Source organism: Chitinophaga sp. SVR4-12A, from assembly GCF_056754765.1.
This window is the reverse complement of the sequence record NZ_JBPGWP010000001.1, coordinates 2123677-2139872: the sequence shown is the minus strand read 5'-3', so window position 1 is coordinate 2139872 and position 16196 is coordinate 2123677. Positions and strand designations below refer to the sequence as shown.

Below are 16196 nucleotides of genomic sequence, written 5' to 3'. Positions count from 1 at the left end.
AGTATGAACATCCTGTTTATTGTGCCATCCTACAAACCGGCATACATATATGGAGGACCGATCGTGTCAGTTTCCAAACTGGCAGAGCAGCTGGCGCAGCTGGGACACCAGGTAACTGTTTATACAACTACGGCGAATGGAGAAAAGGAACTGGATATTCCCTCTGATGCACCGGTGATGGTAAATGGCGTGGCAGTAAGGTATTTTAAAAGGATCACAAAGGATCATACCCATGTTTCTCCCGCATTGTGGCGGGCGATATGGTCAGACGCCAAAAAGTACGATGTGGTGCATATCCACTCCTGGTGGAGCTTCCTGGTGCTGGGCGCTTCCATGATCCTGAAGATGAAAAATATAAAGCCGGTATTGTCGCCCCGCGGCATGCTGTGCGAATATGTCTTTACGTCAAGGAACAGCGGTAAAAAACAACTGCTGCATAAGCTGATCGGTAAACGCCTGCTGGCTAATACCTATCTGCACGTAACATCAGAGATGGAGTGGCAGGAATGCCTGCGATTGAATACAGACTGGCAGGGCGATACCATCTTTAACCTGGTAGACCTGCCCAAGCAGGAGTATGAAAAACGTGAGAACGACCTGTTCACCATCAGCTTCCTTTCCAGGGTAGATCCCAAGAAAGGGCTGGACATCCTGATGCGGGCGCTGGCAACGGTTACATTCCCTTACCGCCTGTGTATAGGCGGTTCAGGAGATGAAGCCTATATGGCCCAGCTGAAGCAGCTCGCTACTGACCTGTGCATCCAGGATAAAGTGGAATGGGCGGGCTGGAAAAGCGGGGAAGATAAATTCCGTTTCCTGGCAGAAGCAGACCTGTTTGCGCTCACCTCGCACAACGAGAATTTCGCCATGGTGGTGATCGAGTCGCTTTGCGTGGGCACACCGGTACTGATCAGTAATAACGTGGGGCTTTATCAATACGTGAGAGAGCGCGAACTGGGATGGATCACAGGGATCGACCGCATTGAGGAGATCGCGGAAAATCTCACGCTGGCTTATAACAGCCGCGAAGAACGCAGGCGTATTACAAAGGAAGCCAGGGGCATTATAAATCATGATTTCAATGATTCCAAACTGGCGCAGGATTATATAGAATTATATGAGCACTGTAAATAACGGAAAGGGGAGGATAGCAGTGATCATCCTCACCTTGAATGAATCAAAGCATATTGGGCGCTGTGTGCAGAACCTGCGCCAGATATCCGACGAGATCTATGTGATCGACGCGTATTCTACCGACGATACCGTAGCTATTGCCGAAAGCTACGGGGCAAAAGTGTTCCAGAATAAGTGGGTGAATTATGCAGAGCAGTTTGAATGGGCATTCAGGAATTGTGGTATTACAGCGCCCTGGCTGATGCGGATGGATGCTGACGAATACCTGGAACCTGCCCTGGTGGAAGAGATCAACAGGCGTATGCCGGAGATGCCCGACGATGTGGCCGGTATTTACCTGAAACGTAAAGTGCTGTTTAAAGGTAAGTGGATCCGTTATGGCGGTTTCTATCCCCATATACTGATGCGCATCTGGAGGAACGGGCAAGGGAGCCTGGAGAAACGAATGATGGATGAGCACATTGTGGTATCCGGCGGCCGTACCGTCATGTTCAAGGAGAATATGGTGGATTACAACCTGAACTCCATTCACTGGTGGATCAATAAGCATAACAACTACGCCATTAAGGAAATGGCGGATCTGATGAATATCAAGTACCGCTTCTTTGAATCGGATGAGCGGCTGCTGAACGCCAGCACCAGCAATTCACAGGCAAAGCGAAAAAGGATCCTGAAAGAGAAAGTGTACTCGGCGCTGTCGCCCAGTGTAAGGGCCTCGATCTATTTCTTTTACCGCTTTTTCTTAAGGCTGGGTTTCCTGGATGGGTACCGCGGCTTCGTCTTCCATTTTATGCAGGGTTTCTGGTACCGCCTGCTGGTGGATGTGAACGTAAAGGAATTTGAAGAGAAGCTGAACGGTGATAACAGCAAAGAGCGGCTGGCCGAAATATTACGACAGGATTACAAGATCGTGGTATAAATGAAGGTATTGAAGACGGCGGCCGTTGCAGCATATTTTTTCATGCTGATCTATGTGGTGTTCCTGCTACCTCAGCGAACACACCGGCCGCTGGCGCTGCAAAAGTTTGAACACGTGAGGCTGGTGCCTTTAAAAGGGATAGTAGACGACATGTTTTACCCGAAAGGCCATCAGGACCCCATTACACACTGGGGAAACTTCCTGCTCAACTTCCTGGGTAACCTGCTGATGTTCGTTCCCTTCTCTTTTATCATGATAGTGGTGTTCAAGGTAACGAAAACGCCTTTTATCCTGGTAGCGGCCTTTTTACTGAGCGTGATCATTGAAGCAGTACAATATTATGCCAGGCTGGGAGTGGCCGATGTAGATGACGTGTTGCTGAACACTTTCAGCGCCTGGATCGGGATCTTGCTGTGCAGGTTTTCTCTTCGCATACTTAACATTGAAACAACAAATGCAAACTGATCTGACAATAAAACAAGCGGCACAACCCGTACAAACTGACCTGTCGAAGTTCGACACGGGCAGCTATCATCCGGGTGCATCAAAGTTGAAAGTGCTGGTGTGGTATTTCATCAACTACTATTTTTTCAACAGCGCTTTTCCCTGGCCTTACGGCATCAAGAGCAAACTGCTGCGCCTGTTTGGCGCAAAGGTAGGCAAGGGGCTGGTGATAAAAACCAAAGTGCGCATCAAGAATCCCTGGCGCCTGGTGATCGGTGATCATTGCTGGATAGGGGAGTCTGTATGGATAGATAACCTCGAAGACGTAACGATCGGCGATCATGTATGCATCTCGCAGGGAGCGTTACTGCTAACCGGTAATCACGATTATAAGAAGAGCGATTTTCCTTACCGCCTCGGTAAGATCAGGATAGAGAGCGGTGCATGGATAGGGGCGCAGACAACCGTTTGTCCCGGTGTAGTGTGCAGAACGCATGCAATATTGACGGTAGGATCTGTTGCAACAAAAGAGCTGGAAGCATGGACGATCTGTAGCGGCAATCCGGCAGAACCTGTAAGAAAGAGAGTGATCAGTCATTAGTCGTTAGTCGTCAGTGATGGAGGCGACCATTATCTGCCATCAATTACTGACGACTAACGACTAACCACTAACGACTAATTTAAAGTATGCGAAAACGAGTTTTACTTATTGGTGGAAACTTTGCGCCTGAGCCCACAGGTATCGGCAAGTACAACGGAGAGATGATGAAATGGCTGGCATCCAATGGCTATGACTGTACCGTTATAACCTCCTATCCCTACTATCCCCAATGGAAAGTGCAGGAGCCTTATGAAAAGGTAAAGTCCTGGTACAGGAAGGAAGAGCTGCCCGTAACAAGCGCCCTGAACGGCCATGGCGGCGGCCGCCTGCAGATCCACCGCTGTCCGCAGTATGTACCTGCAAAGCCTTCCGGCGCCAAACGGATCATGCTGGATTTTTCCTTTGCGCTGTCTGCATTTTTTAAAGTGACGCAGCTGTTGTTCCGGAAAAAATTTGATGTGGTAATAGCGGTAGTGCCGCCTTTTCATTTGGGACTGCTGGCAGTGATGTATAAGAAGATCCGCGGGGCAAAGGTGATGTATCACATCCAGGACATGCAGATAGAAGCGGCAAGAGACCTGCAGATGATCAAATCTAAAAAGCTCATTGGTTTACTGTTCGGCCTGGAGCGGTATATCTTCCGGCAGGCAGATGTAGTAAGCAGTATTTCAGATGGTATGATACGTAAGATACATGAGAAAGCAGGGAAGGATATTTTCTTCTTCCCCAACTGGGTGGATGTTACGTTGTTCCACCCCTTGAATAACAGGGCTGCCCTGAAGCAGGAGTTCGGCTTTGCGCCGGAAGATAAGGTGATCCTGTACTCCGGCGCCATTGGTGAAAAGCAGGGACTGGAGTCCATACTGCATGCGGCCCAAAAGCTGCAGCACCGTAAAGACCTGAAGTTCCTGATCTGCGGGTCGGGCCCTTATAAGGCAAAGCTGGAAGAAATGGCAGCCGCAATGGGATTGCAGCAGGTGATCTTTTTCCCGCTGCAGCCTTTCGAAAAGTTCAACCGTTTTCTGAATATGGCGGATGTGCACCTGGTGATCCAGAAAGCCAACGCCAGCGACCTGGTGATGCCTTCCAAGCTGACCACCATACTGGCGGTGGGCGGCCTGGCGCTGATCACGGCTAACCCGGGCACCAGCCTGCATGACCTGGTGACGCGCTACAATATGGGCGTTCTGGTAAATGCAGAAGATCAGCAGGCGCTGGATGAAGGGATCTGCCAGGCAGTAGATGCCGATGCCTCCCTTTTGCAGGCAAATGCGCGTGCATATGCAGAAACTTACCTTTCTATAGGAAAGATCATGTCCCGTTTTGAGGAAACGGTAGTACAAAACTAGTTGACAGTTGACAGTTGCCAGTTGATAGTCATTAACAACTGACAACCGTCAACCGTCAACTGACAACTAACAACTGACAACTGACAACTTATGTTAGATCGATATCTTAAAATTTGCAGCATCCAGATCGTTGTGCTGGACTTTATCGGGCTCAATGCCATTTTTTACATGGTAAGATCATGGCTGGGCCAGACGGGCGAACCGATTAATGTGGATGTAGATACTTTTTTAATAGGCGCCAATATTGCCTGGATGATCGCCCTGTATACCACCGGGATCTATTTTGTGAGCCAGCAGCTTTCCTATGAAAGGGTGGCGCGCAAAACAGTACAGGGTATCCTCCTCTACCTGCTGTTGTTGCTGGGTTACCTGTTCATGTACAGGCAGCTGAACTCGCGGTCATTTGTCATCCTTTACTGTTCACTGTTTATACTTGTAGTGCTGATAGACCGCTTTATATTCTATCTTGTTACCAACTATATTCTTCACAGCAAGGGCATTCAGAAAAAAGTGGTGATACTGGGATATAACGATGTGTCTAAAAGACTCGTGGACAGCTTCATTGATGTGAAGAGCAACCTGCAGTTCGAGGGTTATTTTGAAGAATACAGCAATGTGCATGAACTGTCTTATTACCCCGTGATCGGCAACCTGGAAGACTGTGTGCCTTACGCCAAGACCAACAACATCCAGGAGATCTATTCCACCTTATCGCCGGAGCAGCACCCCTACCTCTACACCCTGGCCCATGAGGCGGAGAAGCACTTTATCCGTTTCAGGTTTGTGCCGGATTTCAGGATGTTCGTGAACCGCCAGATCTATGTGGACTATTTCAATAATATTCCGATCATATCGCTGCGCTCCGAGCCATTGGATGATATCGCCAACCGCATACGCAAACGTATTTTTGATATCCTGGTCAGCTCACTGGTGACGATCTTCATCCTCAGCTGGCTGATCCCCTTGCTGGCGCTGTTAATCAGGCTGGACTCCAAAGGGCCTATCTTCTTTATACAGCATCGTACCGGCCGTAATAACCAGACCTTTCCCTGTCTGAAGCTGCGGAGCATGAAGGTGAATAATGATGCAAACGTGAAGCAGGCCACAAAGAATGACGACCGCTTTACCCGTCTGGGCCGCATCCTGCGCAAGACCAACCTGGATGAGATGCCGCAGTTCCTGAACGTGCTGATGGGAGATATGTCTATCGTAGGGCCGCGTCCGCACATGCTGCGCCATACAGAAGAATTTTCCCGTATCATTCAGCAGTACATGGTGCGTCACTTCATGAAGCCGGGCATTACGGGCTGGGCGCAGGTAAATGGCTACCGTGGCGAGATCCTCGAAGAGAATCACCTGAAGAAACGTATCGAGCACGATATCTGGTACATGGAGAACTGGTCGGTATATCTCGACCTGCGTATCATGGTGATGACAGTGATGAATACCATCAGGGGAGATAAAAACGCCTATTAATTAGTAGTAAAAATGCGACAGGTAACCACAAAAAAGATTATATTGTACTGATTATAGTAGTGAGATTTTATAAAAAGATGCACAAATTGCACCACGATTAAACAGGAAGTACTGGAAGTAGAAAATAAGGGCACATTATTACGCGAACGGAAACGGAGCCATATACCTCATTACATTAAGACATCTAAACTAATTGGGTACACTGAAATCTGGGTTTCACAATGAAAGGTTCATCCATAACTAGTGTTGATTTGCTGGAGAGCAAGGGGCTGATGGAAGATATTTTCCACGAATTGAAATCGATACTCTCAAGTATTTTGTCGAGTGTTGAGTTAATAGAGTTGTATGGTGGCGCCAACGGGCATCCTCAACATGCAGAAAAGCCTTCTTCCAGCGGCAAGATCACCCGTCAGGCACGGGCTATTAAATCGCAGGTGATAGAACTGGAGTTCCAGTTACAGAATATCAGGATCATTCAGCATATCATGAATAAGACTTTTGAACCAAAGAAAACGCTCACCAGTGTGAGCTTTTTTCTGCGGAACTTAATTCATGATGAGCCTTATGATACTTTGTTTGGTGCTGCTGTAGATATGCAGGTGAACAAAGAACATACAGACGCCTACATTGATGAATTTCTGATAAAGCAGCTGGTGCTGAACATCTTCTTCTGGATGATGAAGAATTCACCCACCAATCAGACGCCCGGGCTCAGCTTTATTTTTGAAGACGATGCCTTTGAGCTGAGAGGACGTTTCTCCGCCAATGCGGCGAGTTACTTTTTTCCATCTTATGCGGCAGGCAAGTCTTTCGAGAACGGAGGAAAGTTACATTTTGATACCGAGCTGTTGAACCAGCGTATCTACTATCTGATCTCTTATATAGTAGACTTACACGAAGGCACGTTTAACATTAACCTGGAGGCAGAGAAAGAAGTGGAGATCCTGGTAAAAATTCCTTACAAGCCTTCTTACATGTTGTAATACTTTAATGATATGCCCTGATGTTTTTGTTGTTTTATTCCTTAAAGGAGTAAGGCAATGAGATAAGGTTAAAACTATAGGGGATATTTCCATATTCCCTGATCACAGCTTTGCTATTTGTACTTGATCAAGTAGTATTTATCAGTGCTATTGGCATTTATCTTGCTATAGATTACTGCTATGTCCACTTGGAATGCCATGTTGCATCTGCACAGTACTTCTGTTTACAATTAATTATTTATTGAAAAATCGCAAAACCAGCATTTACTATGAAGCGGCATCTCATACTGCTGATCATGTTGTTCCACCTGTCTGTCACTGATTCATCTGCACAATTCCTGGACTCCCTGCTGATCAGGGTAGGTACCACCGGAACAGTGGCTACGAAAGATTATCAGCCTTTGTGGATCACATCGCAGCGCTTCGGTACGATCACCGATCGCAAAACAGACCTCTCCAGCCAGATAGGTTTCAGTAATGTACACTTGTTTGGGAACGATGATGAGAAGAACTTTTACATACGTTATGGCGTCGATCTCTTCAATAACGATCACTTCAAAGAAGTGTTCGTGGAGCAGGCCTATTTTAAAGCAGGCTATAAGAACTTGGAGTTCCGCGCAGGACGCTTTGAAGAAAAGATCGGGGAAATGGACAAGGACCTCTCCAGCGGCTCCCTGGGTGTAAGCGGTAATGCCCTGCCCATTCCGCAGATAGGCATCGCCCTCACCGACTATGTGGACGTGCCCTTTACCAATGGCTGGCTGCAGGTAAAAGGCCAGATCAGCCATGGCTGGATGGGAGAGGACCAGATCATCAAAGATGCCTGGCTGCATCAGAAAACTTTCTACCTGCGCGTAGGTGCAAGAAAGCTGAAAGTAGGCGCCGGCATACAGCACTACGCAATATGGGGCGGTCATGCAGAAGGCCTGCCGGATATAAAGAAGAACTTCTGGGATGTGTTCCTGGCTAAAGAATCAAATGACGGGTACGGTGGGCGGACAAGACCTGCCCAACCGCTCCGGCGATCATCGCGGGGTGGTAGAAGGGACCATAGACTGGGACAATGACGTCACCGGCCTGCATCTCTATATGCAAATGCCCTTTGAGACGGGGCAAGGTATAGACATCCGTAACATTGACCGTTTACTGGGCATTGCGTATACCAATAAAAGAGAAGATGCCTGGTTGAAGAAAGTAGTAGGTGAATTTATTTACACCAAACAGATGAATGATTTCTACGACAAGCAATACCGCGAAAGCTATTATAACAATGGTATTTACCTGACAGGCTGGGAATACCAGCACCGTATCATCGGTACCCCGCTGTTCATTAACAGAACCAGGGGCGCTGAATATTTCCCTGGCCAGGTGAAACCCTTTGACTGGAACCAGCCTTTTGACTCTGTAAGAGGCAAAGGATGGAACATCATTAACAACCGGGTGATCGGCGGCCACCTGGGCTTCCTGTATACGATCATGGACCAGCTGTCTGCCAAAACCATGCTTACCTACACCCAGAATTTTGGTAATGACCAGAAGGGCCTGTTCTCACCTTCCAGGTCTCAGTTCTATGCTTTGCAGGAAGTGAGCTACCAGCTGCCCACCATACCGCTTGCCATCAAAGCCGGTGTAGCGGTAGATTGGGGAGAATTGAGCGATAATGCGGGGTTGATATTGGGGATTAACTGGCAGTTTAGGAAGTAGTTTGAAGTTTGAAGTTTGAGGTTTGAGGTTTGAGGTTCGTTGAAGGTTGCGGGTTCATAACCAATGGTCCGCCTACTAATCAGAACCTCTAACATCTAACGAACTTCAAACTTCAAACCTCAAACTTTAAACTTTTTAGTCTCCCGTCGGATCTATACTGGCCGTTTCTACCATCAGTATCACCGTTCTCTGGGGTGCGCGCGTTCTGTGCAGCACTCCTTTAGGCACGGTCATGCCCTGTCCGGGTTTCAGTTCAACAGTACGATCTTCCAGGTCTATCAGTAACAGTCCCTCTGTTACATAGAAGAATTCATCATCATTGTCATGTTTATGCCAGTGAAATTCTCCTTCTATCACCCCGATCCTCACCACGCTGTCGTTCACCCTCGTTAGGGTCTGGTTAAACCATTTTTCCTTGCTCGCTGCGGCAATGGCAGGTACATCTATCAATTCCAGCCCGCCGAATTTCACGTCCATATGCATGTTGTAATGTTCGATCAGCTCTTTGTTCATGTTGCTTTTTTTACAAAGGTAGGCGCTGTACATTTATGAAATGATGCAAAGGAAAAAAGTATTGGCCATATCCGGCAGCACAAGGAAAGAATCGGCCAACCTGCAACTCATCAAAGCGATTGCCCGTTTGAGCGCCGGCAGCCTGGATATGGACATTTTCCAGGAATTGGACAGTTTACCGCATTTTAACCCCGACCTTGACCAGGGGAACGAGCCCCAGGGCGATAACTGCTTTCCGGAACCGTGTCAGCCAGGCAGACGGTGTATTGATCTGCACACCCGAATACGTGTTCAGCCTGCCCGGCAGCCTGAAAAATGCTATTGAATGGATGGTATCCACCACGATCTTCTCCGGCAAGCCCGTAGCCCTGATCACTGCAGCAGCGCAGGGGGAGAAGGCGCATGAGGCCCTGTTGCTGATCATGCGCACCATAGAGGCCCGTTTCACCCCGGAAACCCAGCTGCTGATACAAGGCCCCCGGGCAAAAATAAACGGCCAGGGAGACATTACAGATACGCCCACCCTGCACAAAATAACAACGCTCATTACCGCCTTCACCAATGAGCTAAATACCCGGGATCAGTAAAAAGTACCATAAAACCCATGTTTGGTGCTATCAGTGCATGAAGCCCCCTTTGTACCTTTGTACTGTTAAAACGAAAGTACAATGGCAAAGCCCAAAATACCGGTATACGACATCTATAGCATCAGTCATGGCCACACACAGCAAGACCTGATGGTATCACGTTTCGGGCCTTATGTACGGGAGCATAAACACCTCCACGGCCAACACGGCCACTCGTTCTACCACCTGGTACTATTTACTAAAGGAGCCGGTACGCATACCATTGATTTTTCCAGTTTTAACGTACAGCCTTACCAGGTATATTTCATGGCGCCGGGCCAGGTGCATAGCTGGCACTTTGAAGGCCCCGATCCGGATGGTTACCTGGTGCATTTTTCACCCGCATTCTTTCAGTCATTTTTGCTGGATCAGCAATACCTGGAGCGTTTCACTTTCTTCCGCGGCAACAGCAATGAGGGCGTGCTGAAGATCCCTGCGCTGCTCCGTGAAAAGGTAACGGAACTATTCGAGCAAATGCTGAAAGAGCTGGAAGAACCGGAAGAAGGCGGGCTGGATATGATCCGTATGTACCTGCTGCAGTTCTTTATACAGGTAGAAAGGTACTCTGTAAAGGCGGATAAGAAACAGGTGCCCCAGCAGAAGCAGTTGCTGCTGGCTAACTTCCGGCAGCTGATCAACAAGCATTATAACACGATCCGTTTGCCGAAGGAGTATGCAGAGCTGCTGTACATAACGCCTAACCATTTAAATGCCTTATGCCAGGACCTGCTGGGAAAAACAGCCGGTGAGCTGATCCGCGACCGCATCCTGCTGGAAGCCAAAAGGTTGCTGGTCAATGAATCCCTTACTATTACCGAGATCGCCTATGCCTTAAACTTTCAGGATAATTCCTACTTCAACCGTTTCTTCAAAAAGAACACCGGCATGACGCCGGAAGCATTCAGAAAACAACTTGTTCATTAAAAACTTTTTTATACCATGTGTGCCCATCACGATTCCAAGCCCAACCTGATTGTAAGCGTATTACAAAATAAATGTCCCCGCTGCCGTAAAGGAAAGCTGTATGAACATGCCAACGCTTATGCGCATCTGAAAGATTTTATGAAGATGAAAGAATATTGCGACGTATGCGGACAGGTAACAGAACCCGAAACAGGATTCTGGTTCGGTACCGGTTATGTCAGCTATGCATTATCCGTAGCAGTGAGTGTAGCCACCTTCATTGCCTGGTGGGTATTGATCGGGTTTTCATTGGATGATAACCGCCTGTTCTGGTGGATAGGCTTTAATGCAGTGCTGCTGATCGTTATTCAGCCTTTACTGATGCGCCTGTCCAGGACCATCTGGCTCTCCTTCTTTATCTATTATGACCGCAATTGGTACAAACATCCCTTGCCCCGGCCTTAAAGGCATATAGCTGGCGTAACTTTTGTTGTCTCTCCTACAAATGTTCGTCATATGCCGGAAGGTCCTTCCATAGTGATATTAAAGGAAGCCGTACAGTCTTTCAAAGGAAAGAAGGTGCTAAAGGTGAGTGGTAATACAAGGATAGAGATGCCTGAACTGGAAGGACAACGCGTCATTGATTTCAAAAGCTGGGGAAAACACTTCCTGATCTGTTTCCGGCAATTCACCATCCGCATTCATTTTATGCTGTTTGGCAGCTATCGTATCAACGAAGAAAAAGATACGCCGGCCCGGCTGGCCCTACAGTTTGAAAATGGTTCCCTGAATTTTTATGCCTGTTCTGTTAAGCTGATTACCGAGCCGCTGGATGAAGTATACGACTGGAGCGCAGATGTGCTGAGTGATACCTGGGATCCGGGCAAGGCCCGCAAAAGCTGAAGGCCATGCCCGATCTCCTGGTATGCGACGCGCTGCTGGAGCAGAACATTTTTGCAGGCGTCGGTAATATCATCAAGAATGAAGTGCTGTTTCGTATAAAAGTGCATCCCCGGAGTAAAGTAGGGCAGCTGCCGGTTAAACAGCTGAACCTCCTGATCAAAGAAGCAGTGAATTACAGCTATGATTTCCTGGAATGGAAAAAAGCCTTTGTGCTGAAAAAACACTGGCTGGCGCATACCAAAAAAATGTGTCCGCGATGCAATATTCCACTGATCAAAGAACACCTTGGCAAAACGAACCGGCGTAGCTTCTTCTGCAATAACTGCCAGGTATTATACGCTTAAGAATACAAACTATTTCTTTACCAGCACCATTTGCCCCAGGTGATAGGAGAGGTGGTTGGTGCGGTTGATCAACACACTTAAGCGGTTGCGGTGCGGCTCGTTCTCAAAATCTTCATCAGAGATCGAGCGAGTGTTTCAGGAACCATTCATGTGCTTCCATGTTGCTGAAATGTGTAGCCAGCATGTTATTGATATTGTTCCACCATTCTCTTAACTCCTTTGCAGCAGGCAGCGTTGTCACGGCACGGTCAGGATTTTTAATAAACGCTTCATCCAGTTGCGCATACTGCCGGTCTCCCAGTCCCAGTATAGGCAGCATACCATCATGTACCGCCGTAAGATGCCCCAGCAGGTAGATCACCCTGTTCTTGCCAGGTGCAATTTCCTGTAATAACTGTTCGTCTGTAAGTTCGTCTAATAGCTTGTTAGTCCGTTTAATATGTACGTCCCATGCATGCATGGCCATCTTTACATATAATTGCTGTTGTTTCATTGTATATTAATTTTGCGGGAGGGAAGTTAGGCAAATTTTGTAAACAGAGAAGGAACACTTTTTTTGTCTACATTTGCCCATATTTTTCACAGGATATGTAACACGTCATATTGACGCTTATCTTCTATATCGCATCCATACTATATCATTGATACGCAGCAGAATATGGAAACAATCACTTTGAAATTAAATGAGAAGCATCACGGTGCTTTCTATGTCATGGAAGGCGAGGAGCGCCTGGGGGAGATGGTCATCGGCATTAAAGATAATGATCTCACCGTTTATCACACAGAAGTTTTCCCGGCCGGAGAAGGCAAAGGGATCGGTAAGAAGCTGCTGGAGCACATGGTAGATTATGCCCGTAAGAACAATATGATGGTGATCGCGCTTTGCCCGTACGTGTTTGCGCAGTTTAAAAAACATCCTGAATTGTATGCCGATATCTGGAAAAACAAAGAATAATCAGTGAAGATCATAGCTACCGCAGAAGCGGAAAACAGGGGAGAAATATATACCACGCATATGAAGGTGCACCAGCATGAGCTGCTGGCAGATGAACTGGCGGAAGTGGGTGGGCTGGATGCCGGTCCGGCGCCGGGTGATTATCTTTGTTCTGCACTGGCATCCTGCAAAACCATTACCTTGCGCATGTATGCAAAGCGTAAAGGCTGGCATGTGGATGTAATAAAAGTGAAGGTAGACCTGGTAAAGGGAGACCAGATGTCATCCGGCAATAATACCTTCTTCTGCGAAGTAAGCGTTAGCGGCGACCTGGATGACGAACAACGTAAGCGCCTATTGGAAATTTCCAAATCATGCCCGGTGCACCGCCTGCTGAGTAAGCCCAGTGATATTGTAACGATCATGGACGGAATATAATTAACCCTTAAATACTTTTCTGATGGAAAAGCAGATAGAACATATCCTGGAAGGAAGAGAGAAAAGCATTGGTGAAGAAACGGTATTGCAGTCTTTACCCCATAAAGATTTCCGTTTTGCCAGCCCCTTTATAGTAGTGCATCATTTACCCGCTACCAGCTATCCGCCCGGTTCTCCGCCCGAAAGGCTGCATCCCCATCCGCACAGGGGCTTTGCACCTGTTACTTTCCTGTTCCAGGGAGAAGGCTATCATCGCGATTCACAGGGGAACAGCGGTATCCTGAAAGCCGGTGAGGTGCAGTGGATGTTCTCCGGAAGCGGTCTGCTGCACAGCGAAGGCCCTTCAAAGGAGTTTTTGGAAAAAGGCGGCACCTATGAGCTGGTACAGCTCTGGGTGAATGTGCCTGCAAAGCATAAAATGGAAACGCCCTTCTACCAGCAGGCAGCTGCTGCACAAATGCCTTCCATCAGCGAAGACCCGGGTATAGACCTGCACCTGGCGAGCGGTAATTATCAAGACCTTACAGGCCCTATCAATAAATCATTTACACCGGTTACTTCCATATTCGGCAGCATGCAGGCCGGTAAAACGGTCAGCTTCTTTCCACGGGAAGGCGACTGGACCTTACTGTATGTGCTCGACGGCGCCATTCTCATTAACGACCGCCAGCCGGTGAACAAACGGCACCTGGTAGTATTCAGCAAAACAGGCAGCGGACTCACTGTCACTGCCAAGGAGCATGTCCGCCTGCTTTATCTTTCTGCCACGCCTATCGATGAGCCGGTGGCCGCAAGAGGTAATTTCGTGATGAACACCGCGGAAGAACTGGACCAGGCAGAGGCGGATTTTGCTGCCGGAAAGTTCGGTGTGCTGGACTATTAACACTTCTCCTATCTTTACCTTGTGAAAGAACAACAGCAAAATGAAAGCATCGGCATGCTTTTTCTTGAGATCTGCAAACGGCGGAGAAATAAAAAGAACGAGCTGCTGAGCGAGGCTAATTTGTACGAAGGGCAGGATATCCTGCTCCATTACCTTGCCATAGAGGACGGACAAACCATGTCTGAGCTGGCAGGCAAGGTCTGCGTCCAGGCAGCTACATTGTCTACCATGATCCGCAGAATGGAGGCCAACGGTCTTATCAGGAAAGAGGCTGATCAGCACGATAAAAGAGCACACCGTATCTATTTCACTCACAAAGGCAGGGAAGTACAGGCCCTCACTTGCAGGATCTGGAACGACCTGGATAAAAGAACGCTCAAGGACCTGTCTGCCGATGAAAAGAAACTGCTAGACCAGCTGTTGAAGAAAGTGTTAAAGAACCTCGCTTGATACTATTCCTGGAGGAGGTCGCCTTTCCCATCGGTCACTATCTGTAACAGCTTCACGGCAACCGCTTCTTCTACCTCATCCGGGATAGTGGATGCTTCATCTCCAATAGCTATAAATTGCTCAGCCTCCTCATCCCAGGCGAATACGTACGCAGGGCTGTCGTTATAGGTTACCTCGAACCGGGTTTCGTTATTAAAGGGATAAGGGGCCGCTTTAACAGCATAAGGCACCTGGTTCAGCAACAGATCAAAGGTGACGGGTTTCCTATCCATAACATTCGTTTTTCCTATTCTCCACAAAAAAAAGGCCGGTTATACCGGCCTTTTCATTCATCATTTTTGTTCACTATGCTAATTAATGGGATCCAATGTAGCCGTCAGCGTACCATAACCCAGCTGATCATAGCCCCCGCTGCCACCGCCGTAATTACCTCCTCCGCCTTCCGGTCTGATCTTCTCTGCAAAGCGTTTACAATAAGGAGCCGCCAGTCCTTTGCGTTTTGCGTAATGATTATATACCAGCTCCCAGATAGGCCGCACATTGCCGCGTGCTGCACTGGCAATAACAGGCTGGTTTACCCCTAGGCAATTGCTGTAAGGCTGATACAGCACAGAATCGCCCAGGTTATACTTTGCTACGTATTCAGCTCCTTTCAGAAAGCGGTTATCATCATATCCGTACAGGTCGTTACCCTGGTTCCAGGTCATTTCACAGAAAGCGCCCATCAAACCGATCCCCAGGGTGTTATGTCCCTGGTCACGGCCGCTTTCCTGCCACTGGCCCAGCCCATCAGGGTGGATATACCACACCGCATTTTTAATACAGCCATTGCCCGCCCCGAATTTGAAATAGGCAATTGCCTCGTTATACAAGTCCCTGTTATCGCATAATACGCCGATGGCAAGTATGGAATTCATTACGCACAAATCCCAATTGGCGTAGAAATGGCTCATACAACGTTCCCTCCTGGTAAGAAAACCGTGGTTTAAAGGATAAAAGATATTGAGCATCATTTTCTGGAACCGTACAAAATCGGCGGCTGCCCATCCTGGGTAGTCCCGCATGATCTCTGCGGCATTGGCAAACTGGTAGCCCTGGAGGCCTGCCAGCAGGTTAACATCATTATTGCCTGCCAATCCTTTCAGTTTGGAAGACCAGGCATTCATGATCTGGATGGATTTCTCGGCATAAGCTTTGTCGCCCGAGATCTTCCAGCGCAATGCCGTAGCATAGGCCGCTGCAATATCGTTGAACAGCTGACCATAATTCTCCGGATGTACGCCATCGCTGCCCCGGTAAACGGTATCCAGGGGCTTGGCCTGGTAACCCAGGCTCGCGTGTGAATTAGCGGTTAATACATTCCAGCCCGCCAGCCAGGGCTGGGCGCCGGCATTCACTTTGGCTTTCATACGGTCAAAGTCCGATTGTTTGTGCAGCAGACCGGGATGCACAAAAGCAGTGTCATGGTCATTCAATGGCAGTTTTTCTACTGCGGCGACCTTTTCTTTTTACAGGCCCACGCAATGAGAGAGAGCACACAGGCCAGTGTGCACAGGTTTTTCATTTTCATAGGTGCTTCGACAGTTTAATGG

General features: G+C 48.0%; 21 protein-coding genes and 1 pseudogene. 18 read left to right on the top strand and 4 right to left on the bottom strand.

The window, feature by feature from the left end; genetic code table 11:
- The first annotated feature begins 3 nt into the window (after nt 1-3).
- The 9 genes from ACR9Y8_RS08640 (at nt 4) to ACR9Y8_RS08600 (ending at nt 8610) form a co-directional block, all read left to right on the top strand.
- On the top strand, nt 4-1134 hold the full coding sequence (locus tag ACR9Y8_RS08640) for an XrtY-associated glycosyltransferase XYAG1 (protein ID WP_481212848.1): 1131 nt from the start codon (nt 4-6) through the stop codon (nt 1132-1134).
- Nucleotides 1118-2053, top strand: coding sequence for a glycosyltransferase family 2 protein (locus ACR9Y8_RS08635; RefSeq protein ID WP_481212847.1), 936 nt, complete (start codon nt 1118-1120; stop codon nt 2051-2053). The genes ACR9Y8_RS08640 and ACR9Y8_RS08635 overlap by 17 nt, the downstream gene beginning before the upstream one ends.
- Nucleotides 2054-2518: a VanZ family protein gene (locus ACR9Y8_RS08630; RefSeq protein WP_481212846.1), complete on the top strand. Its 465-nt coding sequence runs from the start codon at nt 2054-2056 to the stop codon at nt 2516-2518.
- Nucleotides 2508-3098, top strand: coding sequence for a WcaF family extracellular polysaccharide biosynthesis acetyltransferase (locus ACR9Y8_RS08625; protein ID WP_481212845.1), 591 nt, complete (start codon nt 2508-2510; stop codon nt 3096-3098). The genes ACR9Y8_RS08630 and ACR9Y8_RS08625 overlap by 11 nt, the downstream gene beginning before the upstream one ends.
- An 86-nt stretch (nt 3099-3184) precedes the next feature.
- On the top strand, nt 3185-4447 hold the full coding sequence (locus ACR9Y8_RS08620; protein ID WP_481212844.1) for a WcaI family glycosyltransferase: 1263 nt from the start codon (nt 3185-3187) through the stop codon (nt 4445-4447).
- 90 nt (nt 4448-4537) lie between these two features.
- Nucleotides 4538-5923 carry an undecaprenyl-phosphate glucose phosphotransferase gene (locus tag ACR9Y8_RS08615; protein ID WP_481212843.1) on the top strand — a complete coding sequence of 462 codons (1386 nt, stop codon included), beginning with the start codon at nt 4538-4540 and terminating at the stop codon, nt 5921-5923.
- A gap of 221 nt (nt 5924-6144) precedes the next feature.
- Complete coding sequence (locus ACR9Y8_RS08610) at nt 6145-6906, top strand: hypothetical protein (protein WP_481212842.1); 762 nt, start codon at nt 6145-6147, stop codon at nt 6904-6906.
- 269 nt (nt 6907-7175) lie between these two features.
- Nucleotides 7176-7973 carry a capsule assembly Wzi family protein gene (locus tag ACR9Y8_RS08605; RefSeq protein ID WP_481212841.1) on the top strand — a complete coding sequence of 266 codons (798 nt, stop codon included), beginning with the start codon at nt 7176-7178 and terminating at the stop codon, nt 7971-7973.
- Nucleotides 7885-8610: a hypothetical protein gene (locus tag ACR9Y8_RS08600; RefSeq protein ID WP_481212840.1), complete on the top strand. Its 726-nt coding sequence runs from the start codon at nt 7885-7887 to the stop codon at nt 8608-8610. Before ACR9Y8_RS08605 ends, ACR9Y8_RS08600 begins: the two co-directional genes overlap by 89 nt.
- Before the next feature lie 135 nt (nt 8611-8745).
- Here ACR9Y8_RS08600 and ACR9Y8_RS08595 read toward each other — a convergent pair whose 3' ends face one another.
- Complete coding sequence (locus ACR9Y8_RS08595; RefSeq protein ID WP_481212839.1) at nt 8746-9123, bottom strand: cupin domain-containing protein; 378 nt, start codon at nt 9121-9123, stop codon at nt 8746-8748.
- Nucleotides 9124-9163: 40 nt separating this feature from the next.
- On the opposite strand from ACR9Y8_RS08595, the pseudogene ACR9Y8_RS08590 reads away from it, so the two are divergent.
- From ACR9Y8_RS08590 to ACR9Y8_RS08570, 5 genes and pseudogenes are all read left to right on the top strand, one after another.
- Nucleotides 9164-9710 (top strand): annotated as a pseudogene (locus ACR9Y8_RS08590) (NADPH-dependent FMN reductase).
- An 81-nt stretch (nt 9711-9791) separates the two neighbouring features.
- Nucleotides 9792-10673, top strand: a complete 882-nt coding sequence (locus ACR9Y8_RS08585; protein ID WP_481212838.1) for an AraC family transcriptional regulator — start codon at nt 9792-9794, stop codon at nt 10671-10673.
- Nucleotides 10674-10688: 15 nt separating this feature from the next.
- Nucleotides 10689-11117: a DUF983 domain-containing protein gene (locus ACR9Y8_RS08580; protein WP_481212837.1), complete on the top strand. Its 429-nt coding sequence runs from the start codon at nt 10689-10691 to the stop codon at nt 11115-11117.
- Nucleotides 11118-11168: 51 nt separating this feature from the next.
- The gene (locus tag ACR9Y8_RS08575; RefSeq protein WP_481212836.1) at nt 11169-11555 is read left to right on the top strand and encodes a DNA-formamidopyrimidine glycosylase family protein; all 387 of its coding nucleotides are present in this window, start codon (nt 11169-11171) and stop codon (nt 11553-11555) included.
- Between the two features lie 5 nt (nt 11556-11560).
- Nucleotides 11561-11899 carry an Fpg/Nei family DNA glycosylase gene (locus tag ACR9Y8_RS08570; protein WP_481212835.1) on the top strand — a complete coding sequence of 113 codons (339 nt, stop codon included), beginning with the start codon at nt 11561-11563 and terminating at the stop codon, nt 11897-11899.
- 115 nt (nt 11900-12014) lie between these two features.
- On the opposite strand, the gene ACR9Y8_RS08565 is transcribed toward ACR9Y8_RS08570, so the two are convergent.
- Nucleotides 12015-12392 (bottom strand): DinB family protein, encoded by a 378-nt coding sequence (locus ACR9Y8_RS08565; protein ID WP_481212834.1) that lies wholly within the window; start codon nt 12390-12392, stop codon nt 12015-12017.
- Nucleotides 12393-12557: 165 nt separating this feature from the next.
- Here ACR9Y8_RS08565 and ACR9Y8_RS08560 point away from each other — a divergent pair, with 165 nt between their 5' ends.
- Genes ACR9Y8_RS08560 through ACR9Y8_RS08545 form a run of 4 tightly spaced genes read left to right on the top strand, consistent with a single transcriptional unit; the run spans nt 12558 to nt 14604 of the window.
- On the top strand, nt 12558-12854 hold the full coding sequence (locus tag ACR9Y8_RS08560; protein ID WP_481212833.1) for a GNAT family N-acetyltransferase: 297 nt from the start codon (nt 12558-12560) through the stop codon (nt 12852-12854).
- Between the two features lie 3 nt (nt 12855-12857).
- The gene (locus ACR9Y8_RS08555) at nt 12858-13271 is read left to right on the top strand and encodes an OsmC family protein (protein WP_481212832.1); all 414 of its coding nucleotides are present in this window, start codon (nt 12858-12860) and stop codon (nt 13269-13271) included.
- 22 nt (nt 13272-13293) lie between these two features.
- Nucleotides 13294-14154, top strand: a complete 861-nt coding sequence (locus ACR9Y8_RS08550; RefSeq protein WP_481212831.1) for a pirin family protein — start codon at nt 13294-13296, stop codon at nt 14152-14154.
- Between the two features lie 21 nt (nt 14155-14175).
- Nucleotides 14176-14604, top strand: a complete 429-nt coding sequence (locus tag ACR9Y8_RS08545) for a MarR family winged helix-turn-helix transcriptional regulator (protein ID WP_481212830.1) — start codon at nt 14176-14178, stop codon at nt 14602-14604.
- Between the two features lie 2 nt (nt 14605-14606).
- Here ACR9Y8_RS08545 and ACR9Y8_RS08540 read toward each other — a convergent pair whose 3' ends face one another.
- Nucleotides 14607-14876, bottom strand: a complete 270-nt coding sequence (locus tag ACR9Y8_RS08540) for a hypothetical protein (protein WP_481212829.1) — start codon at nt 14874-14876, stop codon at nt 14607-14609.
- Between the two features lie 78 nt (nt 14877-14954).
- On the bottom strand, nt 14955-16079 hold the full coding sequence (locus ACR9Y8_RS08535; RefSeq protein WP_481212828.1) for an alginate lyase family protein: 1125 nt from the start codon (nt 16077-16079) through the stop codon (nt 14955-14957).
- Nucleotides 16080-16196: the final 117 nt, after the last annotated feature.